This is a genomic window from Citrobacter sedlakii NBRC 105722 (assembly GCF_000759835.1).
GTDB classification, from domain to species: Bacteria; Pseudomonadota; Gammaproteobacteria; order Enterobacterales; family Enterobacteriaceae; genus Citrobacter_A; species Citrobacter_A sedlakii.
This window is the reverse complement of record NZ_BBNB01000012.1, coordinates 228,495-252,497: the sequence shown is the minus strand read 5'-3', so window position 1 is coordinate 252,497 and position 24,003 is coordinate 228,495. Positions and strand designations below refer to the sequence as shown.

Below are 24,003 nucleotides of genomic sequence, written 5' to 3'. Positions count from 1 at the left end.
TGTAAATTATCATGCCTCTTTGCGGCGTTTGTCAGCTTCCTGCGCGCTTACGTCCGGTTTTGTGAAATTCTACGTCAGATGTGCGGTATCGTCTTGCGAATCTGTCGAACGAAAGCTAATGCTCACTAACGTGCCGCCGCCGGACGGTTGAGAAAAACTCAGCGTGCCGCCAAGCCGTTCCGCACGTTCCCTCATAATATTCAGGCCGTAATGCCCTGCCGGTTCATCCGGTTCGCCAATGCCCACGCCGTTATCGCGAATATAGACCGTATGATCGCCATCCGGCGCGGTCACGCAGCTGACGGCGATTTCACTGGCATTCGCGTGCTTCATCGCGTTAAGGACCGCTTCGCGAATAATTTGCAGTAAATGCACCTGCATCTGCGCGTCAAGCGCCAGCGTCGGCAGGCGGCAGTCCAGCGTCAGTTTCGCGGGCGTCTGAGCTTGCAGGGTTTCCAGCATCTCATGCAGCGCGGAGGGGAGATCGGCCTGCTGCAGCGTCAGGCGGAAGGTCGTCAGCAGTTCGCGTAACTGGCGGTATGCATCATTCAGCGCCCGGGAGAAGTCATCCATGATTGACTGCGCAGGGGCGTTATCTTCCGGAATCGAACGCTTCAGCAGCGTCAGTTGGATGCGCAAATAAGAGAGCACCTGCGCAAGCGAGTCGTGCAGTTCGCGGGCGATAGTGGCTCGTTCCTCCATCAACAACAGCTGCTGGAAATGCTTTTGCGCCTGGTTAAAGTACAAGCCGCGCCCAAGCATCGTTGAGACGCTGTTCAACAGGGGGATTGCGCTGTTCACGTTCTGGCTCTGCCAGTGCAGTTCACCGTAAACAGTGTCCTGCATCGTGACCGGCAGGATCTGCATCGGCAATTCGGCTTGTTTTTCGCCTTCGCTGATGCGCCAGTTCTCGCCAACGGTCAGTTCCAGAAACTGGGCGGCTTCGTTTTCGCGCACAATTTGCAGGATATGACGAAAACAGTGAACGTCAATCTGGCTGGTATTCAGCGCTTGCGAACACTGGTAAAGCACCTCAAGGCGACGTCTGGACTCGTGCAGGTCGCGGGTTTTTTCCTCCACGCTGGCTTCAAGCGAACGGTACAACTTGTGCAGCTCGCTCGACATCTGGTTGAAGGTTTTCGCCAGCAACCCCAGTTCGTTCGGCAGGTGGGTTTCCAGCGGAGGGGAATCGAACTGGCCGTGTTCAATACGCTGGCTGGCCATCACCAACTGACTTAACGGACGTACTACCTGATGGCGAATACGTCGCAGGGTGAAAAAAACAAGGGTAAAGATACCGATGCCGCCCGCCAGCGACGTGCCGACAACCAGCATGACCTTGCGTTCGGCGTAGTGCTGTAACGCCAATACGAACAGATCGATCTTATCGACATAGGCATTAATGTTGGCCTGATACCAGGGTAAATCGCCGTCAATCAGCCGCTTATTCATCTCCAGCCAGTTGGCGTGCAGTTGCCCGTAGCGGCTTTTTACCGCCTGCGGCACGTACCAGGCGTTCAGATTGCTGAGGGCGGGAGAGTTCAACGCCTGCTGGAAAAGCTGGCGATGGGCGGTCAACTGCGAACTACGGCTTTGCAGATCGTAACCCAGCCGGTAGCTCTGCATGCGCAGCGAACCGGCGACGTTAATCGCCTCGGCATCGCGCAGGCTGCTCGCCAGCGTTAACAGCGCTACGCCGGTGGACAGAATCGACAGCAGAACAATGTAAAAAAAGGCCCGGGCCAGGCTGGCCGAGACGGGACGTTTGACGATCACTGGCGTGAGTTCCTTTAACCGTGTTCAGGATGAAACGCAGTTTCATTGAAGCTGAAATAAATTGATCTGCTTCAGGTTCTGTAGAAATAGTTGTGCTTCCTGGGCAGATGAACATTGCCGACGCCCTGCTTAGTCGGTAATAACACGTAAAGAATAAGGTTTTTACAACCAAAAAAGAAGGTCGCCATGAACCGTTTTATTATGGCCAACAGCCAACAGTGCCTGGGATGCCATGCCTGCGAAGTGGCTTGCGTTATGGCCCACAATGATGAGCAACACGTCCTGAGTCAACAACATTACCGGCCCCGGATCGCGGTCATCAAACACCAGCATCAGCGCAGTGCCGTCACCTGTCACCACTGCGAGGATGCTCCTTGCGCCCGCAGTTGCCCGAACGGCGCCATCAGCCATATTAACGATAGCGTACAGGTCAATGCGCAAAAATGTATTGGCTGTAAATCCTGCGTGGTGGCATGCCCGTTTGGCGCGATGCAGATTGTCCTGACGCCGGTCGCGAAAGATCAGGTTAACGCGACCGCCCACAAGTGCGATCTTTGCGCAGGGCGCGAAAACGGACCGGCCTGCGTGGAAAACTGCCCGGCGGACGCGCTGCAACTGGTGACGGAAGGGAGCTTAGCCCGCCTGGCGAAAGCGCGACGACTGCGTACCGCGCGCCAGGAAATCCAGCCCTGGCATGCGGAAACAGGAGGACAAACGTCGCCGGGTATCAGCAAAATCGAGCAGATGCGCGCCACGCCTGCGCGCGGTGAGCCGGATAAGCTGGCCATTGACGCGCGCAAAACCGGCTTTGATGAAATCTACCTGCCGTTTCGCAGCGCTCAGGCAAAGCAGGAAGCGTCGCGCTGCCTGAAATGCGGCGAGCACAGCATTTGTGAGTGGACCTGCCCGTTGCACAATCACATTCCGCAGTGGATTGAACGGGTGAAGGCTGGCGACATTGATGCGGCGGTAGAACTCTCTCATCAAACCAATTGTTTGCCGGAAATCACCGGGCGTGTTTGTCCTCAGGATCGTCTCTGTGAAGGGGCCTGTACGGTGCGGGACGAATATGGCGCGGTGACCATTGGCAATATTGAACGTTACATATCCGATCGCGCGCTGGCAAACGGCTGGCGACCGGACCTCAGCGACGTACGGCAAAGTGATAAACGGGTGGCGATTATCGGCGCGGGTCCGGCGGGCCTGGCCTGTGCGGACGTGCTGGCGCGTCACGGCATCAGCGCCACGGTTTTCGACAGGCATCCGGAGATCGGCGGGCTGCTGACCTTCGGCATTCCGGCGTTTAAACTCGACAAATCGCTGCTGGCGCGCCGCCGGGAAATCTTCAGCGCAATGGGCATTCATTTCGAGCTGAACTGCGAAGTAGGACGCGACGTCAGGCTGGAGACGCTACTGGACGAATACGACGCGGTGTTTGTCGGCGTAGGGACCTACCGTTCGATGAAAGCCGACTTACCTAACGAAGATGCGCCGGGCGTGTATGACGCGTTGCCGTTCCTTATTGCCAACACCAAACAGCTGATGGGGCTGGATGAACACCCGGATGAACCGTACATCAATACCGCCGGGTTAAACGTCGTGGTGCTTGGCGGGGGAGATACGGCCATGGACTGCGTGCGTACCGCGCTGCGTCACGGCGCAAGCAAAGTGACCTGCGCCTACCGTCGCGACGAAGCCAATATGCCCGGCTCGAAGAAAGAGGTGAAGAACGCGCGCGAAGAGGGGGCTAATTTTGAATTTAACGTTCAGCCTGTTGAGCTGGAACTGAATGCCGAAGGCCGGGTTTGCGGCGTGCGCTTCCTGCGTACCGAGCTTGGCGAGCCGGACGCCCAGGGCCGCCGCCGTCCGGTACCCATCGCCGGCAGCGAGTTTGTGATGCCCGCGGACGCGGTGATCATGGCGTTTGGTTTTCATCCGCACGGCATGCCGTGGCTGGAAACCCACGGCGTGAAGGTGGATAGCTGGGGACGCATAGCGGCAAACGTTGAAAGCGCCTACCGCTACCAGACCACTAACCCGAAAATCTTCGCCGGTGGTGATGCGGTACGCGGCGCAGATCTGGTGGTGACCGCGATGGCCGAAGGGCGTCATGCCGCGCAGGGAATTATCGACTGGCTGGGGGAATAGTCCCTGTGCCTGATGGGGTGTGGTTAAGCAGGCGTCGACTTCGCACTCCTGATGTCGGATAAGACGCTCAGCGTCGTCCGGCATCGCACATAATTCAGCGTAATCCCACGCAGACAAATCCGGATCCGCGGCGTAGTATGTTTTCTCACCTTACGCTGTGGAGCCGGTATGTCGCAAAAAATTACCCTCGTTAAAGACAAAATCCTTTCTGATAACTATTTCATCCTGCGCAATATCACCTACGATCTGACCCGCTCAAGCGGCGAGGTGATTCGTCACAAGCGCGAAGTGTACGACCGCGGCAACGGCGCGACCATTCTGCTGTATAACGCTGAGAAAAAAACGGTGGTGCTGATCCGTCAGTTCCGCGTCGCGACCTGGGTTAACGGCAATGAAAGCGGACAGCTCATTGAAACCTGCGCCGGACTGCTCGACAACGACGAGCCGGAAGCCTGTATCCGCAAAGAGGCCATTGAAGAAACCGGCTATGCCGTCGGCGAAGTGCGTAAATTATTTGAGCTGTATATGTCCCCCGGCGGCGTCACGGAACTGATCCATTTCTTTATTGCTGAGTACAGTGACAGCCAGCGCGCAAATGCGGGCGGCGGCGTCGAAGATGAAGAGATCGACGTGCTGGAGCTTCCCTTTACCCGGGCGCTGGAGATGATTAAAACGGGCGAGATACGAGACGGTAAGACCGTGTTATTGCTTAACTATTTGCATTCTTCGCATTTAATGGATTGATAATTAAAGGTTATATTTCTTTACGAATTATTGACGCAATCCGATAAATCCGATTGAGGATGGCTAACTGCGCAACGAAGATACGACCTGTTGCTCGTTTGACTTCTGGGGTTATCACCGTCCATGCGCTATCGCGTCATTTTCCTTTTCCTGCTCGGCCTGCTTCCGGGTCGACTGTTATGGGCGGCCCCGGCGCAGCAGGCCTTTTCTGACTGGCAGGTGACCTGTAATAACCAAAACTTCTGCATTGCGCGTAATACCGGTGACCATGGCGGTCTGGTGATGACCCTCAGCCGTAGCGCAGGCGCACATACTGACGCCGTTTTGCGTATCGATCTTGGCGGCTTAAAAACGCCAGAAGGCGAAAAAGAGATCGCGCCGCGACTGCTGCTTGACGGTCATCCTCTGGCCCTGAACGGCCAGCGCTGGCGCGTCACGGCGTGGCATCTCATGACTGACGATACGACGACCATAAGCGAGTTTCTGCAGACGATTCAGGAAAGCGACGCGATTACCCTGCGTAAAGGCAGTCAGCGCATTTCATTAACCGGGCTGAAGGCCGCGCTGCTGTTTATTGACGCGCAGCAAAAGCGCGTGGGAAGCGAAACGGCGTGGATTGATAAAGGCGACGATCCCCCCCTCAGCGTGCCGCCCGCGCCCGCACTGAAAGGCGTGGCGGTAGTTAACCCCACGCCCACGCCGCTGTCCCTTGAAGAACGAAACGATCTGCTCGATTACGGTAACTGGCGAATGAACGGTATTCGCTGTTCGCTTGATCCGTCGCGCCGGGATGTCCGCGTCACTGCGCTCACCGATGATAAAGCCCTGATGATGATTGCCTGTGAAGCCGGCGCGTGGAACACCGTCGATCTGGCGTGGGTTGTGTCGCGCAAAAAACCGTTGGCTTCCCACGCTGTTCGTCTGCGTCTGCCGTTTAAAAACGGGTCGGGGGGCAATGACATGGAGTTGATGAACGCCAGTTTTGATGAGAAATCCCGCGAGTTGATAACTCTGGCGAAGGGGCGGGGAATGACTGATTGCGGTATTCAGACCCGCTGGCGCTTTGACGGTCAACGTTTTCGCCTGGTGCGTTACGCGGAAGAACCGAGCTGCGATGGCTGGCATGGGCCAGATGCCTGGCCCACGCTGTGGATTACGCGCTAAGGTGAAGACAGATATCAGGCCTTCAACACTTTCTGCGCCTTCGCAACGATATTCTCGACCGTAAAGCCAAAGTACGGGAACAGCTTGTCGGCAGGCGCCGATTCCCCGTAACCCGTCATACCGACAATTGCGCCTTTCAGGCCGACGTATTTGTACCAGTAATCGGCAATACCGGCTTCGACCGCCACGCGCGCCGTCACGTTTGACGGCAGCACCGACTCACGGTATGCCTCGTCCTGGGCATCAAAAATGTCCGTTGAAGGCAATGAAACCACCCGCACGTTACGTCCTTCGCCGGTCAGCTTTTCCGCCGCCTGCAGCGTAATTTCCATCTCCGAACCGGTGGCGATCAGAATGATGTCCGGCTTGCCGCCGCTGTCTTTTAGCACGTAGCCGCCGCGGGCAATCTCTTTTACCTGCTCCGGCGTACGCTCGACCTGCGCCAGATTCTGACGTGACAGGATAAGCGCCGTTGGACCGTTATGACGTTCCACCGCCAGCTTCCAGCCGACCGCCGCCTCAACCTGATCGCATGGTCGCCAGGTGCTGAAGTTCGGCGTCAGGCGCAGGCTCGCCAGTTGTTCCACCGCCTGGTGGGTCGGGCCATCTTCCCCCAGGCCAATGGAGTCATGGGTATACACCATGATCTGCCGCGCCTTCATCAGCGCCGCCATGCGCGCGGCGTTTCGCGCATACTCGACAAACATCAGGAAGGTAGCGGTGTAGGGGACAAATCCGCCGTGATGAGCAATGCCGTTGGCGATGGCGGTCATGCCGAATTCGCGCACGCCGTAATGGATATAATTTCCCGCCGGGTCCTCTTTCAGCGAGGTGGAGCCTTTCCAGATGGTCAGGTTGCTGGGCGCCAGATCCGCCGAGCCGCCAAGCAGTTCCGGCAGCAGCGGTCCATAAACATTGAGCGTGTTTTGCGAGGCTTTGCGGGTGGCGATTTTCGCCGGATTCGCCTGCAGGTCGTTGATGAATTTCTGCGTCGTCTCTTCCCAGGCTTCCGGCAGGCCGCCGCTCATCCGGCGGCTAAACTCGGCGGCAAGATCCGGATACGCCTTCTCATAGGCGGCAAATTTTTCTTTCCAGCGCTGTTGCGCTTTTTCGCCTTTCTCACGGGCATCCCAGGCGCGATAAATCTCTTTTGGGATCTCAAACGGCGGATGGCGCCAGCCCAGCTTCTGGCGGGTCAGCGCGACTTCTTCTTCGCCCAGCGCTGCGCCGTGCGACTCCTCTTTACCTGCTTTGTTCGGTGAGCCAAAACCAATAACCGTACGGCAGATAATCAGCGACGGCTTGTCCTTCACGCTCTGGGCTTCCTGAATCGCTTTCTTCACCGCTTCGGGATCGTGGCCGTCTATTTCATGCACCACATGCCAGTGGTAGGCTTCAAACCGTTTAGCCGTGTCATCGGTAAACCAGCCTTCGGTTTCGCCATCAATGGAAATGCCGTTGTGATCGTAAAAGCCGATCAGTTTGCCGAGACCCAGCGTGCCCGCCAGCGAACACACTTCGTGTGAAATCCCTTCCATCAGACAGCCGTCGCCCATAAACACATATGTGAAGTGGTCGACGATCTCATGATCCGGCTGGTTGAACTGTGCGGCGAGAGTGCGTTCCGCAATGGCCAGGCCGACGGCGTTCGCCAGCCCCTGACCCAACGGGCCGGTGGTGGTTTCTACACCCGGCGTATAACCGATTTCCGGATGGCCCGGCGTTTTGGAGTGTAGCTGGCGGAAGTTTTTTAACTCCTCCAGCGGCAGGTCGTAGCCGGACAGGTGCAGCAGGCTGTAGAGCAGCATCGAGGCATGACCGTTAGAGAGAATAAAGCGGTCACGGTCGTACCAGGTGGGATCGGTCGGATTATGGTTGAGAAAATCGTTCCATAGCACTTCGGCAATATCGGCCATCCCCATCGGGGCGCCGGGATGGCCGGAATTGGCTTTCTGCACGGCATCCATACTGAGCGCGCGAATGGCGTTGGCAAGTTCTTTACGGGACATATTTCTCTCCGTGGCAGTGTTTAAAGTTTGGCAGCGAGCAGGTCTTCCAGTTTGCGCTGGTCGACGGCGAACTGGCGGATGCCGTCAGACAGCTTCTCAACCGCCATTGCGTCCTGGTTATGTTCCCAGCGGAATTCGGCTTCGCTCATCGGCGTCGGACGATGGAAGGTTTGCGAAGAGGGCACCAGCTTGCGAATGACCGGTTCTTCTTTTTCCTGCAGCTGTTTCAGCAGGTCAGGGGAGATGGTCAGGCGGTCGCAGCCTGTCAGCGCCAGAATCTGTTCGGTACGGCGGAAGCTGGCCCCCATGACGATGGTTTCATAGCGGTGCTGCTTGTAGTAGTCATAGATGTTCCGCACGGATTTCACCCCCGGATCTTCATCCACTACATACGGATCCATCGGACTGCGCGCCTGATACCAGTCATAGATGCGCCCGACAAAGGGGGAGATCAGATATACGCCCGCTTCAGCGCAGGCGCGGGCCTGGGCGAAAGAGAACAGCAGCGTCAGGTTGCAGTTGATGCCTTCTTTTTCTAACGCTTCCGCCGCGCGAATGCCTTCCCAGGTGGAGGCCAGCTTGATCAAAATGCGTGATTTTTCGATGCCCTGCTGCTGGTACAGGTCGACCAGATGACGTGCTTTCTCGATGCTTTTTTGTTTATCGAACGAGAGGCGGGCATCGACTTCGGTCGATACGCGACCGGGGATGCTTTTCAGAATTTCCGCACCAAAATTGACCGCCAGCTTATCGCAGGCTTCCGCGACCTGCTGCTCCTGGGTTTTACCGCGTTTTTTACCCCATTCGAGGGCGTCGTCGATCAGGTGGCTGTAATGGTCAAGACCCGCCGCTTTCAGCAGCAGAGAAGGGTTGGTGGTGGCATCCTGGGGCTGATAATGGCGAATCGACTCAATGTCGCCGCTGTCCGCCACGACAGTAGTGAATTGTTTGATGCCGTCTAACTGGTTCATAGGAAATACTCCTTGAAAAGTAAAGTGTTAGGTGAGTGCGTTAATTCACACTTCTGGAAAATTCATGAACTGCATAACAAAAAAGCATAGCAGACAGGCATGGTATTGCTGGCGCAACCGGGTAACATGGTTGTTATGAGTTGATTACAATTTCATTATTTTGAGTCGTAAGAGTTTGGCGACCTTCAAAGTTTGCGCCCCGCACAGCGGTGATAATGTGCGGCGCACCAGGCTGTTGCGTCTCATTTTTTGATCGTTACGTGAAAAGGAACAACAAGATGGATGACCAGTTAAAACAAAGCGCGCTTGATTTCCACGAATTCCCTGTCCCCGGTAAGATCCAGGTCTCTCCAACCAAGCCTCTGGCGACACAGCGCGATCTGGCGCTGGCCTACTCGCCGGGCGTCGCGGCCCCTTGTCTGGAAATTGAAAAAGATCCGCTGGCGGCCTACAAATACACTGCGCGCGGCAACCTCGTCGCGGTGATCTCTAACGGTACGGCAGTGCTCGGCTTAGGCAATATCGGCGCGCTGGCCGGTAAGCCGGTGATGGAAGGCAAAGGCGTACTGTTCAAAAAATTTGCCGGTATCGACGTGTTCGATATCGAAGTCGACGAGCTGGATCCGGATAAATTTATCAACGTGGTGGCCGCGCTGGAACCGACTTTCGGCGGCATCAATCTCGAAGACATTAAAGCGCCGGAATGTTTCTATATTGAACAACAGCTGCGTGAACGGATGAACATTCCAGTGTTCCATGACGATCAGCACGGAACCGCCATTATCAGCACAGCCGCTATTCTGAACGGCCTGCGGGTGGTGGAAAAGAACATCTCCGATGTGCGAATGGTCGTTTCCGGCGCGGGCGCGGCGGCTATCGCATGTATGAACCTGCTAGTGGCGCTGGGGATGCAAAAACACAATATTGTGGTCTGCGACTCGAAAGGCGTGATCTACAAAGGTCGCGAGCCGAACATGGCGGAAACCAAAGCGGCCTATGCGGTGGATGATGACGGCAAACGCACGCTGGATGATGTCATTGACGGCGCGGACATCTTCCTCGGCTGCTCCGGCCCGAAAGTGCTGACCCAGGAGATGGTCAAGAAAATGGCCCGTGCGCCAATGATTCTGGCGCTGGCGAACCCGGAACCGGAAATCCTGCCGCCGCTGGCGAAAGAGGTTCGCCCGGACGCGATTATCTGTACAGGACGCTCGGATTATCCGAATCAGGTAAACAATGTCCTGTGCTTCCCGTTCATTTTCCGCGGCGCGCTGGACGTTGGCGCCACCGCAATCAACGAAGAGATGAAGCTGGCGGCGGTACATGCGATAGCCGAACTGGCCCACGCCGAGCAGAGCGAAGTGGTGGCCTCGGCCTATGGCGATCAGGATCTGAGTTTCGGGCCGGAATACATCATTCCGAAACCGTTCGATCCGCGTTTAATCGTTAAAATCGCCCCGGCCGTAGCGAAAGCGGCGATGGATTCCGGCGTGGCGAAACGGCCCATCGCCGACTTTGACGTCTATGTCGATAAGCTGACCGAATTTGTCTATAAAACCAACCTGTTTATGAAGCCGATCTTTTCCCAGGCGCGCAAAGAGCCGAAGCGCGTGGTGCTGCCGGAAGGGGAAGAGGCGCGCGTGCTGCATGCCACCCAGGAGTTAGTGACCCTGGGACTGGCGAAGCCCATCCTGATTGGCCGTCCGGGCGTGATCGAGATGCGCATCCAGAAACTGGGATTACAGATCAAAGCGGGCGTTGATTTTGAGATCGTCAACAACGAATCCGATCCGCGTTTCAAAGAGTACTGGAGCGAGTATTACCAGATCATGAAGCGCCGTGGGATCACCCAGGAGCAGGCGCAACGGGCGATGATCGGCAATCATACGGCCATTGGCGCGATCATGGTGCAGCGCGGTGAAGCCGATGCGATGATCTGCGGCACTATCGGTGACTACCATGAGCACTTCAGCGTGGTCAAAGAGGTGTTCGGTTACCGTGAAGGCGTGCATGCGGCGGGGGCGATGAACGCGCTGCTGCTGCCGAGCGGTAACACCTTCATTGCCGATACCTATGTCAATGAAGATCCGACGCCGGAAGAGCTGGCGGAGATCACTCTGATGGCGGCGGAGTCGGTGCGTCGCTTTGGTATTGAGCCGAAGGTGGCGCTGCTTTCGCATTCCAACTTTGGGTCATCCAATGCGCCAGCGGCCAGCAAAATGCGCGAAGCGCTGGCGCTGATCAAACAACGGGCTCCGGAACTGATGATCGACGGCGAAATGCACGGTGACGCGGCGCTGGTGGAAAGTATTCGCAATGACCGGATGCCGGACAGTCCGCTGAAAGGTTCCGCCAATATTCTGGTGATGCCGAATATGGAAGCGGCACGTATTAGTTACAACTTACTGCGCGTTTCCAGTTCTGAAGGCGTGACCGTCGGGCCAGTATTAATGGGCGTAGCGAAGCCAGTACATGTATTAACGCCGATCGCCTCTGTGCGGCGGATTGTTAATATGGTGGCGCTGGCAGTCGTCGAAGCACAAACGCAACCGCTGTAATTTCACTTTAATTCATTTCGGCGCGGGTCTCTCCCGCGCTTTTTTATTTCTGCGTAATAGTGATCTCCTTCACCTTTTAAATCACCTTGCCGAATTTTGTTATTTACCCCAGCAAAAAATTGCCACGATAAGACCAGTTTCAACAGGGGCGGTGGCCAATGGATAAAGAACGCATCATTCAGGAATTTGTGCCGGGTAAACAGGTCACGCTGGCGCATCTCATTGCGCATCCAGGTGAAGAACTGGCGAAAAAGATCGGCGTTCCCGAGGCAGGCGCTATCGGCATTATGACGCTGACGCCAGGTGAGACCGCCATGATTGCAGGCGATCTGGCGATGAAAGCCGCCGATGTCCATATCGGCTTTCTCGACCGGTTCAGCGGCGCGCTGGTGATTTATGGAACCGTCGGCGCGGTAGAGGAAGCATTATTGCAAACGGTCAGCGGGCTAGGGCGCTTATTAAATTTTACCCTGTGTGAGCTGACCAAAAGCTAATTCGGAGCCGGTATGAAACGTATTGCGTTTGTGGGGGCGGTAGGCGCGGGAAAAACGACGCTTTTTAACGCGCTGCAGGGAAATTATTCCCTCGCCAGGAAAACGCAGGCCGTGGAATTTAATGCCGACGGCGATATTGACACCCCCGGGGAATATTTCAGCCATCCCCGCTGGTACCACGCCTTAATAACCACGCTGCAGGACGTCGACACGTTGATTTATGTCCATGCGGCAAATGACAGAGAAAGTCGCTTACCTGCCGGGCTGTTAGATATTGGCGCCAGTAAACGACACATTGCGGTGATCAGCAAAACGGACAGGCCGGATGCCGACGTGCCTGCTACGCGGGCGTTACTGCGCGGGATGGGCTTTGCAGAGCCGATTTTTGCCCTCAACAGCCAGGATCCGGGCAGCGTACAGCATCTGGTGGACCATCTGAGTGAGCTTAGCCAAAAGGAGGAAGGGGCAGGTGAAAAAACTCATCACAGCGAATGATATACGTGCGGCTCATGCACGCGGCGAACAGGCGATGTCGGTGGTCCTGCGCGCCAGCATAATCACCCCGGAAGCGCGAGAGGTCGCGGAACTGCTGGGCGTGACGATAACGGAATGCGACGAATCTGCCCCGACGACGAGCTGCGCGGACGCGGGCAAATCCGATACCCAGCGCATTCGTGAAACCATCATAGCGCAGTTGCCGGAAGGGCAGTTCACCGAAAGCCTGGTTTCGCAACTGATGGAGAAAGTGCTGAAAGAAAAACAGTCGCTGGAGCAGGCCGGGATGCAGCCGGGCTTTAAATCCGTTACCGGCAAAGGCGGAATCAAGGTTGTTGACGGCAGCAGCGTGAAGTTTGGTCGTTTTGACGGCGCCGAACCGCACTGCGTGGGCTTAACCGATCTGGTGACTGAGCAGGATGGCAGCAGCATGGCCGCCGGATTTATGCAGTGGGACAACGCTTTCTTCCCGTGGACGCTGAACTACGACGAAATCGACATGGTGCTGGAAGGCGAACTGCATGTGCGTCACGAAGGCGAAACCCTGATCGCCAGAGCCGGGGACGTCATGTTTATCCCTAAAGGCTCCAGCATTGAATTTGGCACGCCGACGACCGTGCGTTTCCTGTACGTAGCGTGGCCTGCGAACTGGCAATCGGTATGAACGACTTCATCACCGAAGCATGGCTCAGAGCGAACCATACGCTCAGCGAGGGTGCGGAGATCCATCTTCCCGCCGACGCCCGCCTGACGCCCTCTGCCCGTGAACTGCTGGAAAGTCGCCGTCTGCGCATCAAATTTCTTGATGAGCAGGGCCGCCTGTTCGTCGACGACGAGCAACAGCAACTGCAGCCGGTGCACGGCCTGACCAGCAGCGACACCCATCCGCAGGCCTGCTGCGAACTGTGCCGCCAACCGGTGAAGGAGAAGCCCGACACGCTGACCCATCTGACGGCGGACAAAATGGTCGCGAAAAGCGATCCGCGCCTGGGTTTTCGCGCCGCGCTGGACAGCACTATCGCGTTGACTGTGTGGCTGCAAACAGAACTGGCGGACCTCTGGCAGCCGTGGCTGGCGGATATTCGTTCGCGGCTTGGCAATATTATGCGCGCCGACGCGATGGACGAGCCGCTGGCGGCGCAGTCGATTGTCGGCCTGAACGAAGACGATCTGCACCGCCTTTCTCATCAGCCGTTGCGCTATCTCGACCACGACCATCTGGTGCCGGAAGCCCGCCACGGGCGCGACGCGGCGCTGCTTAACCTGCTACGCACCAAAGTGCGCGAAACGGAAACCATTGCCGCGCAGGTCTTTATCAACCGCAGTTTTGAGGTTCTGCGACCAGACATCATGCAGGCGCTGAACCGCCTTTCCAGCGCGGTCTACGTGATGATGATTTTGTCCGTCGCGACGCAGCCGCTTACCGTCAGTCAGATCCAACAGCGACTGGGAGGTGAACAATGATCATTGAACGCGCCCGCCAGTTGGCCTTACAGGCGCCTGCCAGGGTGGTGTTTCCGGATGCGTTAGACCCGCGCGTGTTAAAAGCGGCGCACTACCTGCAACAGCAGGGGCTGGCGCGCCCGGTTCTGGTCGCCAGCCCATTCGCTCTGCGTCAGTTTGCGTTGAGCCACCGCGTGGCCCTGGACGGGATTCAGGTCATCGACCCACAAAGCAATCCCGCAATGCGCGAGGATTTTGCCCGCCGTTGGCTGGCAAAAGCAGGCGAAAAAACGCCGACGGATGCGGTGGAAAAACTGAGCGACCCGCTGATGTTTGCCGCAGCGATGGTCAGCGCGGGGCACGCTGATGTGTGCATTGCGGGAAATCTGTCATCGACGGCCAACGTGCTGCGCGCCGGACTACGCATCATCGGCCTTCAGCCTGGCTGCAAAACCTTGTCGTCCATTTTTTTGATGCTGCCGCAGTACGTTGGGCCAGCGTTAGGGTTTGCCGACTGTAGCGTGGTGCCGCAGCCCACGGCGGCGCAACTGGCGGATATCGCCATCGCCAGCGCGGCGTCATGGCGCGCCATTACCAGCGACGAGCCGCGGGTGGCGATGCTGTCGTTTTCCAGCCACGGCAGCGCCCGTCATCCTAACGTCGCTAACGTGCAGCAGGCGACAGAGATCGTGAGGGAACGCGCGCCCCAACTGCAGGTGGACGGTGAACTGCAGTTTGACGCCGCCTTCGTGCCGGAGGTCGCCGCGCAAAAAGCGCCCGACAGTCCGCTGCGGGGCAACGCCAACGTGATGGTCTTTCCGTCGCTGGAGGCGGGCAATATCGGCTACAAAATCGCCCAGCGTCTGGGCGGATACCGCGCTGTCGGGCCGCTGATTCAGGGGCTGGCCGCGCCGCTACATGACCTGTCACGGGGCTGTAGCGTACAGGAAATTATCGAACTGGCGCTGGTGGCTGCGGTGCCGCGCCAGACTGACGCGAGCCGCGTACGCGATTCGCAAACCCTGGTTGTATAAACGGTCCCGTTCTGGACCCCATGAGAGGAAAACACAATGGAAGCTTTAGGAATGATTGAAACCCGGGGCCTGGTTGCACTGATTGAGGCCTCTGATGCGATGGTGAAAGCCGCGCGCGTGAAACTGGTTGGTGTGAAGCAGATTGGTGGTGGTCTGGTGACCGCGATGGTGCGCGGCGACGTCGCGGCGTGCAAAGCGGCAACGGATGCTGGCGCCGCCGCCGCGCAGCGCATTGGCGAGCTGGTCTCCGTACATGTTATCCCACGTCCGCATGGCGATCTGGAAGAAGTCTTCCCGATCAGCTTCAAAGGCGACAGCAACATCTAAGCATGACACGTGGTGCCGGATGGCGCTGTGCTTATCCGGCCTACGGGAGACCACCCACGGCGTTCGGATTGTGTAGGCCGGATAAGGCGCCAGGCGCGGTCATCCGGCAACAAGGAGGCGGGTATGAAACTGGCTGTCGTTACAGGACAAATCGTCTGCACCGTCCGCCATCAGGGACTGGCCCACGACAAGCTGCTGATGGTCGAGATGATTGATGCTGCGGGCAACCCGGACGGGCAGTGCGCTGTCGCTATCGACAGTATCGGCGCGGGAACCGGCGAATGGGTACTGCTGGTCAGCGGCAGCTCGGCGCGTCAGGCGCACCGCAGTGAAGCCTCGCCGGTGGATCTGTGCGTCATTGGCATCGTCGATGAAGTGGTGGCGGGCGGTCAGGTGATTTTCCATAAATAGGACTGAACATCATGAATCAACAGGACATTGAACAGGTGGTAAAAGCGGTGCTGCTGAAAATGAAGGACAGCAGCCATCCGGTGGCCGCCGTTCATGAAATGGGCGTTTTTGCCTCCCTGGATGATGCGGTGGCAGCCGCAAAAATCGCCCAGCAGGGGCTGAAAAGCGTGGCGATGCGCCAGCTTGCGATTCACGCCATTCGTGAGGCGGGCGAAAAACACGCCAGAGAACTGGCGGAGTTTGCCGTCAAAGAAACCGGCATGGGCCGTGTCGAAGATAAAGTGGCTAAAAATATCGCCCAGGCGCGCGGCACGCCGGGTGTGGAATGTCTGTCGCCGCAGGTACTGACCGGTGATAACGGACTGACCCTGATTGAAAACGCGCCGTGGGGCGTGGTGGCCTCGGTGACGCCGTCCACCAACCCGGCGGCGACGGTGATTAATAACGCCATCAGCCTGATTGCTGCCGGCAACAGCGTGGTGTTTGCCCCGCATCCGGCGGCGAAAGGCGTTTCACAGCGCGCCATCACCCTGCTCAACCAGGCGGTGGTGGCGGCGGGCGGCCCGGAGAACCTGCTGGTCACGGTGGCGAATCCGGATATCGAAACCGCCCAACGGCTGTTTAAGTACCCGGGCATCGGCCTGCTGGTGGTCACTGGCGGCGAAGCGGTCGTCGAAGCCGCCCGTAAACACACCAACAAGCGGCTGATTGCCGCAGGGGCCGGTAATCCGCCGGTGGTGGTGGATGAGACCGCCGACCTCGCGCGCGCCGCCGAATCCATCGTGAAAGGCGCGTCCTTTGATAACAACATTATTTGCGCCGACGAGAAGGTACTGATTGTCGTCGACAGCGTTGCCGACGAATTGATGCGTCTGATGGAAGGCCAACAGGCGGTGAAACTGACCGCCGCGCAGGCCGAACAGCTTCAGCCGGTACTGCTGAAAAATATTGATGAACGCGGCAAAGGCACCGTCAGCCGTGACTGGGTGGGCCGTGACGCGGCGAAAATCGCGGCAGCCATTGGTCTGAAGGTTCCTGAGCCAACCCGGCTGCTGTTTGTCGAAACGCCAGCCACACATCCGTTCGCCGTTACCGAACTGATGATGCCGGTGCTGCCGGTCGTACGGGTGGGAAATGTCGATGAGGCGATCGCGTTGGCGGTTGAGCTGGAAGGCGGCTGTCACCATACGGCGGCTATGCACTCGCGCAATATCGACAACATGAACCAGATGGCCAACGCCATTGATACCAGCATTTTCGTCAAAAACGGGCCGTGCATTGCCGGACTGGGGCTGGGCGGTGAAGGCTGGACCACGATGACCATCACTACGCCAACCGGGGAAGGGGTCACCAGCGCGCGTACCTTTGTGCGTCTGCGTCGTTGCGTGCTGGTGGATGCGTTCAGAATCGTTTAAGGGATAAAACATGGCGCACGACGAACAACGCTGGCTGACGCCGCGACTGCAAAAAGCCGCGCAGCTCTGTAATCAGACGCCCGCTGACAGCGAGTCTCCGCTGTGGCTGGGCGTGGATTTGGGCACCTGCGACGTAGTGTCGATGGTCGTCGACGGCGACGCGCAGCCCGTCGCGGTGTGCCTCGACTGGGCTGACGTCGTGCGTGACGGCATCGTCTGGGATTTCTTCGGCGCGGTCACCCTGGTGCGCCGTCATCTCGAGACGCTCGAAAAACGGCTCGGCTGCCGCTTCACCCATGCGGCGACCTCATTCCCGCCGGGCACCGATCCGCGCATTTCAATCAACGTGCTGGAGTCGGCCGGGCTGGAGGTGAGCCACGTGCTGGATGAACCGACTGCAGTGGCGGATCTGCTGCAACTCGATAACGCCGGCGTGGTGGATATCGGCGGCGGCACGACCGGCATCGCCATCGTGAAGCGGGGGGACGTGACCTGGTCCGCCGACGAAGCGACCGGTGGTCATCACATTTCACTGACCCTTGCCGGAAACCGGCGCATCTCGCTGGAGGACGCCGAACAGTACAAGCGCAGCAATGCGCAGGAGATTTGGCCGGTGGTTAAGCCGGTGTACGAAAAAATGGCGGAGATTGTCGCCCGGCACATTGAAGGGCAGGGGATTAACGATCTGTGGCTGGCGGGCGGTTCCTGCATGCAGCCGGGGGTGGGCGAACTGTTTCGCCAGCGTTTCCCGACTTTACAGGTGCATCTGCCCCAACACAGCCTGTTTATGACGCCGCTGGCTATCGCTAACAGCGGGAAAGAGAAAGCGGAGGGAATCTATGCAAGCTGACTTGCAGACGGCGCTCTTTCAGGCATTCGATACCCTGAATCTGCAACGCGTGAAAACCTTTAGCGTTCCGCCGGTCACGCTGTGTGGACTCGGCGCGTTGAGCGCTTGCGGACAGGAAGCGCAGACGCGCGAACTCAGCCATCTGTTTGTGATGGTCGACAGTTTTCTGCATCAGGCCGGATTGACCGCGCCGCTTGAGCGCAGCCTGGCGATGAAGGGCGTGGCGATGACGGTCTGGTCGTGTCCACCAGGGGAACCCTGTATTACCGACGTCTGTGCCGCGGTTGCGCAGCTGCGCGAGGCTAAATGCGACGGCGTGGTGGCGTTTGGCGGCGGATCCGTGCTGGATGCGGCAAAAGCGGTCGCGCTGTTGGTCACCAATCCCAGCCTGACGCTGGCAGAGATGACGGAAACCAGCACGCTGCGTCCGCGCCTGCCGCTGATCGCGGTGCCTACCACCGCCGGTACCGGATCGGAAACCACCAACGTCACGGTGATTACCGACGCGGCGAGCGGGCGCAAACAGGTGCTGGCGCATGCCTCTTTGATGCCGGATCTGGCGATTCTTGACGCCGCGCTGACCGAAGGCGTGCCGTCATCGGTCACGGCAATGACCGGTATTGATGCGCTCACTCACGCGGTGGAAGCGTACAGCGCGCTGAATGCCTCCCCGTTTACTGACAGCCTGGCGATTGGCGCGATAGCGATGATCGGCAAATCACTGCCGAAAGCGGTGGGCTACGGACACGATCTCGCCGCGCGCGAAAGTATGCTGCTTGCCTCCTGTATGGCGGGAATGGCGTTTTCCAGCGCCGGACTGGGGCTGTGCCATGCGATGGCGCACCAGCCGGGGGCGACGCTGCACATCCCTCACGGCCAGGCGAATGCCATGCTGCTGCCAACGGTGATGGGGTTTAACCGAATGGTGTGCCGTGAACGCTTTACGCATATCGGGCGGGCGTTGACCAATAAGAAATCGGACGATCGCGATGCCATCACGGCAGTGAGCGATCTGATCGCCGAAGTGGGCCTGACGACGCGCCTCGGCGACGCAGGCGCGGAAGCAGCACATTACAGCGGCTGGGCGACGGGGGCGCTGGAGGATATTTGTCTGCGCACCAACCCACGCACCGCCAGCCGGGAACAGATTATCGACCTGTACACGGCGGCACATTAACAGCCTGATAAGCGCAGCGCCATCAGGCCCACGAATCACAAAAGACAGGGAGTAGAGGCTATGGGAATTAACGAAATCATCATGTACATCATGATGTTCTTTATGCTGATTGCCGCCGTGGACAGGATCCTGTCACAGTTCGGCGGTTCAGCGCGTTTCCTCGGAAAATTCGGCAAAAGCATTGAAGGGTCCGGTGGACAGTTTGAAGAAGGTTTTATGGCGATGGGCGCGCTGGGGTTGGCCATGGTCGGTATGACCGCGCTGGCGCCGGTGTTAGCGAAATTGCTCGGACCGGTGATTATTCCGCTGTATGAAATGCTCGGTGCGAACCCGTCAATGTTCGCCGGTACGCTGCTGGCCTGCGACATGGGCGGTTTCTTCCTCGCCAAAGAGCTGGCGGGCGGCGATGTGGCGGCGTGGCTATACTCAGGGTTAATTCTCGGCGCGATGATGGGGCCAACCATCGTCTTCTCTATTCCGGTGGCGCTGGGGATCATTGAGCCGTCTGACCGCCGCTGGCTGGCGCTCGGCGTGCTGGCGGGCATCGTGACGATCCCCATCGGCTGTATCGCCGGGGGGCTGGTGGCAATGTATTCCGGCGTTGAGATCAACGGTCAGCCGGTGGAGTTTACCTTCGCGCTGATCCTGATGAACATGATCCCGGTGATCATCGTTGCGGTGCTGGTGGCGCTGGGGTTGAAGTTCATTCCGGAAAAGATGATCAGCGGCTTCCAGATCTTCGCCAAATTCCTCGTGGCGCTGATCACTATCGGCCTGGCGGCGGCGGTGATCAAATTCCTGCTCGGTTGGGATCTGATCCCAGGGCTTGATCCGATCTTCATGGCCCCTGGCGACACGCCCGGCGAGGTGATGCGCGCCATCGAAGTGATCGGTTCTATTTCCTGCGTGCTGCTCGGCGCTTATCCGATGGTGCTGTTGCTGACCCGCTGGTTCGAAAAACCACTGATGCGCGTCGGCGGCCTGCTCAAAATCAACAATATGGCGGCGGGCGGCATGGTGGCGACGCTGGCGAACAATATCCCGATGTTCGGCATGATGAAGCAGATGGATACCCGCGGCAAAGTGATCAACTGCGCATTCGCTGTCTCTGCCGCCTTCGCGCTGGGCGACCACTTAGGCTTCGCGGCAGCCAACATGAACGCGATGATTTTCCCGATGATTGTCGGCAAGCTCATTGGCGGCGTCACGGCGATTGGCGTGGCGATGATGCTGGTGCCAAAAGATGAAAATGTCCCGGCAGAAATCGACGTGGAGGCGCAATCGTGAACACTCGCCAGCTACTGAGCGTTGGTATCGATATTGGCACCACCACCACCCAGGTGATCTTCTCACGACTGGAACTGGTCAACCGCGCGGCGGTGTCGCAGGTGCCTCGTTACGAATTCATCAAACGCGAAATTAGCTGGCAAAGCCCGGTTTTCTTTACGCCTGTCGATAAGCAGGGTGGGTTAAAAGAGGCCGAACTCAGGGCATTAATCCTTGAACAATACCATGCGGCCGGCATCGCGCCGGAAACCGTGGACTCCGGGGCGATCATCATCACCGGCGAGAGCGCGAAAACCCGCAATGCGCGCGGGGCGGTAATGGCGCTGTCGCAGTCGCTCGGCGACTTTGTCGTCGCCAGCGCCGGTCCCCATCTGGAGTCGGTGATTGCCGGACACGGCGCGGGCGCGCAAACCCTTTCAGAGCAGCGGATGTGTCGGGTGCTCAATATCGACATCGGCGGCGGGACGTCGAACTACGCGCTGTTTGATGCCGGAAAGGTCACCGGTACCGCCTGCCTGAATGTGGGGGGCCGTCTGTTGGAAACCGACGGCCAGGGACGCGTGGTTTACGCTCACCAACCCGGTCAGAAGATCGTCGCAGCGCTGTTCGGCGAAGGAACTGACGCCCGTACACTTACTGTGGCGCAGGTCGTTGAGGTGACGCAGCGGATGGCGGAACTGATTGTGGAAATCATTGACGGCACGCCGTCACCGCTGGCGCAGGCGCTGATGCAAACCGCGCTGCTGCCTGCCGGGGCGAAACCTGATGTGATTACGCTTTCCGGCGGGGTGGGCGAATGCTACCGCAACCTGCCCGCCGATCCGTTCTGTTTTGCTGACATCGGACCGCTGTTAGCGACGGCGCTGCACGAACATCCCCGCCTGCGGGAGATGAACGTGCAGTTTCCGGCGCAGACCGTACGGGCCACGGTGATCGGCGCGGGGGCGCATACGCTGTCGCTGTCCGGCAGTACGATTTGGCTGGACGACGTTCAACTGCCGCTGCGTAATCTGCCGGTGGCGATCCCGCAGGATGACGCGGATCTGTTGCTTGCCTGGCAGCAGGCGCTCATTCAACTCGATCTCGATCCCCAAAACGACGCTTACGTGCTGGCGCTGCCCGCCTCGCTTCCGGTGCGTTACGCCGCGTTACTGTCGGTCATCGACGCGCTGACCGCCTTTGTCGCGCGTTTTCCCAATCCGCATCCCCTGCTGGTGGTGGCCGAGCAGGATTTTGGTAAAGCCCTGGGCATGTTGTTGCGCCCGCAGTTACAGCAACTCCCGCTGGCGGTCATCGATGAGGTGGTCGTGCGGGCGGGGGACTATATCGACATTGGTACGCCTCTTTTTGGCGGATCGGTTGTGCCGGTGACGGTGAAATCACTCGCATTTCCTTCCTGAGGGAACGACTTATGAAACTAAAGACCACATTGTTCGGCAATGTATATCAGTTTAAGGATGTAAAAGAGGTGCTGGCAAAGGCCAACGAACTGCGTTCGGGGGATGTGCTGGCAGGCGTCGCAGCGCAAAGTTCGCAGGAGCGCGTGGCGGCGAAACAAGTACTGTCAGAAATGACAGTGGCGGATATTCGCAATAATCCGGTGATTGCCTATGAGGAGGACTGCGTGACGCGTCTGATTCAGGATGACGTCAACGAAACCGCTTATAACCGCATTAAAAACTGGAGCATCAGCGAACTGCGCGAGTACGTGTTGAGCGACGAAACATCCGTTGACGACATCGCTTTTACCCGTAAAGGACTCACCTCTGAAGTGGTGGCGGCGGTAGCGAAAATTTGTTCCAACGCCGATCTGATTTACGGCGGCAAGAAAATGCCGGTGATTAAAAAGGCCAATACCACGATCGGTATTCCAGGCACCTTTAGCTGCCGCTTACAACCGAACGACACCCGCGACGATGTGCAGAGTATTGCCGCGCAAATCTATGAAGGGCTTTCTTTTGGCGCAGGCGATGCGGTGATTGGCGTCAACCCGGTCACCGACGACGTGGAAAACTTAAGCCGCGTGCTGGATACCGTTTACGGCGTCATCGACAAGTTCAACATCCCGACCCAGGGCTGCGTGCTGGCGCATGTGACGACCCAGATCGAAGCGATCCGTCGCGGCGCGCCGGGCGGGCTGATCTTCCAGAGTATTTGCGGCAGCGAGAAGGGATTAAAAGAGTTTGGCGTCGAGCTGGCGATGCTGGATGAAGCGCGCGCGGTGGGGGCGGAATTCAACCGCATCGCCGGGGAAAACTGCCTGTACTTTGAAACCGGGCAAGGTTCGGCGCTTTCCGCTGGCGCTAACTTTGGCGCGGATCAGGTGACAATGGAAGCGCGTAACTACGGGCTGGCGCGGCACTACGATCCGTTCCTCGTTAATACGGTGGTGGGCTTTATCGGGCCGGAGTACCTCTATAACGATCGCCAGATTATTCGTGCGGGCCTGGAAGATCACTTTATGGGCAAGCTGAGCGGCATTTCGATGGGCTGCGACTGCTGCTACACCAACCATGCCGACGCCGATCAGAACCTCAACGAAAACCTGATGATTTTGCTCGCCACCGCCGGCTGCAACTACATCATGGGCATGCCGCTCGGCGACGACATCATGCTCAACTATCAGACCACCGCCTTCCACGACACCGCAACCGTGCGCCAGCTGCTGAATCTGCGCCCGTCGCCGGAGTTTGAACGCTGGCTGGAAACGATGGGCATTATGGCAAACGGTCGTCTGACCAAACGGGCGGGCGATCCGTCACTGTTCTTCTGATGACGCGGGGATGAGACACCATGGATCAAAAACAGATTGAAGAAATTGTACGTAGCGTGATGGCGTCAATGGGCCAGGACGCGCCACAAACCGCCGCGCCGTCCGCGCAGGGATGCCATAAGCCGCAGTGCGCGGCGCCCGTCGCCAGCGAAAGCTGTGAGGTCGATTTAGGATCCGCACAAGCGAAAGCGTGGATTGGCGTTGAGCATCCGCACCGCGCCGACGTGCTCACGGAGCTGCGTCGTAGCACCGCCGCACGGGTTTGCACGGGGCGCGCCGGGCCGCGCCCACGCACCCAGGCGCTGCTGCGCTTTCTCGCCGATCACTCGCGTTCGAAAGACACGGTGCTGAAAGAAGTGCCGGAAGAGTGGGTGAAAGCCCAGGGGTTGCTGGAGGTGCGTTCGGAAATCAGCGACAAAAACCTGTATCTGACCCGCCCGGACATGGGGCGTCGGCTGAGTCCGGAAGCGGTCGAGGCGCTGAAAGCGCAGTGCGTGATGAATCCGGACGTGCAGGTGGTGGTATCCGACGGTCTTTCCACTGATGCGATCACGGCCAACTATGAGGAGATTTTGCCGCCCCTTCTCGCCGGGCTGAAGCAGGCGGGGCTGAAGGTCGGCACGCCGTTCTTTGTGCGCTATGGCCGCGTGAAGATAGAAGATCAGATCGGCGAGATCCTCGGTGCGAAGGTGGTTGTCCTGCTGGTCGGCGAACGTCCTGGGCTGGGGCAGTCAGAAAGTCTCTCCTGCTACGCGGTCTATTCCCCGCGTGTGGCGACCACCGTGGAAGCCGATCGCACCTGTATTTCGAACATCCACCAGGGCGGCACCCCGCCGGTCGAAGCGGCCGCCGTCATTGTCGATTTGGCCAAACGCATGCTGGAGCAAAAGGCGTCCGGCATCAACATGACCCGTTAAAGGAGGCATC

21 protein-coding genes are annotated in these 24,003 nt (G+C 58.4%); 18 read left to right on the top strand and 3 right to left on the bottom strand.

Annotated elements, in window-relative coordinates; translation table 11 throughout:
• Positions 1–69 precede the first annotated feature (69 nt).
• On the bottom strand, positions 70–1,776 hold the full coding sequence (gene narQ / locus CSE01S_RS17000) for a nitrate/nitrite two-component system sensor histidine kinase NarQ (RefSeq protein WP_042290899.1): 1,707 nt from the start codon (positions 1,774–1,776) through the stop codon (positions 70–72).
• Positions 1,777–1,962: 186 nt separating this feature from the next.
• Here narQ and aegA point away from each other — a divergent pair, with 186 nt between their 5' ends.
• The 3 genes from aegA to CSE01S_RS16985 all read left to right on the top strand — a co-directional run bounded on the left by aegA (position 1,963) and on the right by CSE01S_RS16985 (position 5,832).
• Positions 1,963–3,924, top strand: a complete 1,962-nt coding sequence (aegA, locus tag CSE01S_RS16995; RefSeq protein WP_042290898.1) for a formate-dependent uric acid utilization protein AegA — start codon at positions 1,963–1,965, stop codon at positions 3,922–3,924.
• A gap of 168 nt (positions 3,925–4,092) precedes the next feature.
• Entirely contained in the window at positions 4,093–4,668 is a 576-nt protein-coding gene (nudK, locus tag CSE01S_RS16990) for a GDP-mannose pyrophosphatase NudK (RefSeq protein WP_042290897.1), read from the top strand.
• Positions 4,669–4,791: 123 nt separating this feature from the next.
• Positions 4,792–5,832, top strand: coding sequence for a DUF1176 domain-containing protein (locus tag CSE01S_RS16985; RefSeq protein WP_042290894.1), 1,041 nt, complete (start codon positions 4,792–4,794; stop codon positions 5,830–5,832).
• A gap of 14 nt (positions 5,833–5,846) precedes the next feature.
• Here CSE01S_RS16985 and tkt read toward each other — a convergent pair whose 3' ends face one another.
• On the bottom strand, positions 5,847–7,841 hold the full coding sequence (gene tkt, locus CSE01S_RS16980) for a transketolase (RefSeq protein WP_042290893.1): 1,995 nt from the start codon (positions 7,839–7,841) through the stop codon (positions 5,847–5,849).
• A 20-nt stretch (positions 7,842–7,861) separates the two neighbouring features.
• Positions 7,862–8,812, bottom strand: coding sequence for a transaldolase (gene tal / locus CSE01S_RS16975; protein ID WP_042290891.1), 951 nt, complete (start codon positions 8,810–8,812; stop codon positions 7,862–7,864).
• Positions 8,813–9,090: 278 nt separating this feature from the next.
• Here tal and maeB point away from each other — a divergent pair, with 278 nt between their 5' ends.
• The 15 genes from maeB to eutC all read left to right on the top strand — a co-directional run bounded on the left by maeB (position 9,091) and on the right by eutC (position 23,993).
• Positions 9,091–11,370 carry an NADP-dependent oxaloacetate-decarboxylating malate dehydrogenase gene (gene maeB, locus CSE01S_RS16970; protein WP_042290889.1) on the top strand — a complete coding sequence of 760 codons (2,280 nt, stop codon included), beginning with the start codon at positions 9,091–9,093 and terminating at the stop codon, positions 11,368–11,370.
• Between the two features lie 158 nt (positions 11,371–11,528).
• The gene (gene eutS, locus CSE01S_RS16965; protein WP_042290888.1) at positions 11,529–11,864 is read left to right on the top strand and encodes an ethanolamine utilization microcompartment protein EutS; all 336 of its coding nucleotides are present in this window, start codon (positions 11,529–11,531) and stop codon (positions 11,862–11,864) included.
• 12 nt (positions 11,865–11,876) lie between these two features.
• A complete protein-coding gene (gene eutP, locus CSE01S_RS16960) occupies positions 11,877–12,359 on the top strand; it encodes an ethanolamine utilization acetate kinase EutP (protein WP_042290887.1) in 483 nt (160 codons plus the stop codon).
• On the top strand, positions 12,334–13,023 hold the full coding sequence (eutQ, locus tag CSE01S_RS16955; protein WP_042290886.1) for an ethanolamine utilization acetate kinase EutQ: 690 nt from the start codon (positions 12,334–12,336) through the stop codon (positions 13,021–13,023). The genes eutP and eutQ overlap by 26 nt, the downstream gene beginning before the upstream one ends.
• The gene (gene eutT / locus CSE01S_RS16950) at positions 13,020–13,823 is read left to right on the top strand and encodes an ethanolamine utilization cob(I)yrinic acid a,c-diamide adenosyltransferase EutT (RefSeq protein WP_042290884.1); all 804 of its coding nucleotides are present in this window, start codon (positions 13,020–13,022) and stop codon (positions 13,821–13,823) included. The genes eutQ and eutT overlap by 4 nt, the downstream gene beginning before the upstream one ends.
• Positions 13,820–14,836 carry a phosphate acetyltransferase gene (gene pta, locus CSE01S_RS16945; RefSeq protein WP_042290882.1) on the top strand — a complete coding sequence of 339 codons (1,017 nt, stop codon included), beginning with the start codon at positions 13,820–13,822 and terminating at the stop codon, positions 14,834–14,836. The genes eutT and pta overlap by 4 nt, the downstream gene beginning before the upstream one ends.
• A 36-nt stretch (positions 14,837–14,872) precedes the next feature.
• Positions 14,873–15,163, top strand: coding sequence for an ethanolamine utilization microcompartment protein EutM (eutM, locus tag CSE01S_RS16940; RefSeq protein WP_000387720.1), 291 nt, complete (start codon positions 14,873–14,875; stop codon positions 15,161–15,163).
• 123 nt (positions 15,164–15,286) lie between these two features.
• Complete coding sequence (gene eutN, locus CSE01S_RS16935) at positions 15,287–15,574, top strand: ethanolamine utilization microcompartment protein EutN (RefSeq protein WP_042290880.1); 288 nt, start codon at positions 15,287–15,289, stop codon at positions 15,572–15,574.
• Between the two features lie 11 nt (positions 15,575–15,585).
• Positions 15,586–16,989, top strand: coding sequence for an aldehyde dehydrogenase family protein (locus CSE01S_RS16930; RefSeq protein ID WP_042290879.1), 1,404 nt, complete (start codon positions 15,586–15,588; stop codon positions 16,987–16,989).
• A gap of 10 nt (positions 16,990–16,999) precedes the next feature.
• Positions 17,000–17,839, top strand: a complete 840-nt coding sequence (gene eutJ / locus CSE01S_RS16925; protein WP_042290878.1) for an ethanolamine utilization protein EutJ — start codon at positions 17,000–17,002, stop codon at positions 17,837–17,839.
• Complete coding sequence (eutG, locus tag CSE01S_RS16920) at positions 17,829–19,016, top strand: ethanolamine utilization ethanol dehydrogenase EutG (protein ID WP_042290877.1); 1,188 nt, start codon at positions 17,829–17,831, stop codon at positions 19,014–19,016. The genes eutJ and eutG overlap by 11 nt, the downstream gene beginning before the upstream one ends.
• Before the next feature lie 60 nt (positions 19,017–19,076).
• A complete protein-coding gene (gene eutH, locus CSE01S_RS16915) occupies positions 19,077–20,303 on the top strand; it encodes an ethanolamine utilization protein EutH (RefSeq protein WP_042290876.1) in 1,227 nt (408 codons plus the stop codon).
• Entirely contained in the window at positions 20,300–21,703 is a 1,404-nt protein-coding gene (eutA, locus tag CSE01S_RS16910; protein WP_042290874.1) for an ethanolamine ammonia-lyase reactivating factor EutA, read from the top strand. The genes eutH and eutA overlap by 4 nt, the downstream gene beginning before the upstream one ends.
• A gap of 11 nt (positions 21,704–21,714) precedes the next feature.
• The gene (eutB, locus tag CSE01S_RS16905; protein ID WP_012906585.1) at positions 21,715–23,076 is read left to right on the top strand and encodes an ethanolamine ammonia-lyase subunit alpha; all 1,362 of its coding nucleotides are present in this window, start codon (positions 21,715–21,717) and stop codon (positions 23,074–23,076) included.
• Between the two features lie 20 nt (positions 23,077–23,096).
• Entirely contained in the window at positions 23,097–23,993 is an 897-nt protein-coding gene (eutC, locus tag CSE01S_RS16900; RefSeq protein ID WP_042290872.1) for an ethanolamine ammonia-lyase subunit EutC, read from the top strand.
• Positions 23,994–24,003 lie beyond the last annotated feature (10 nt).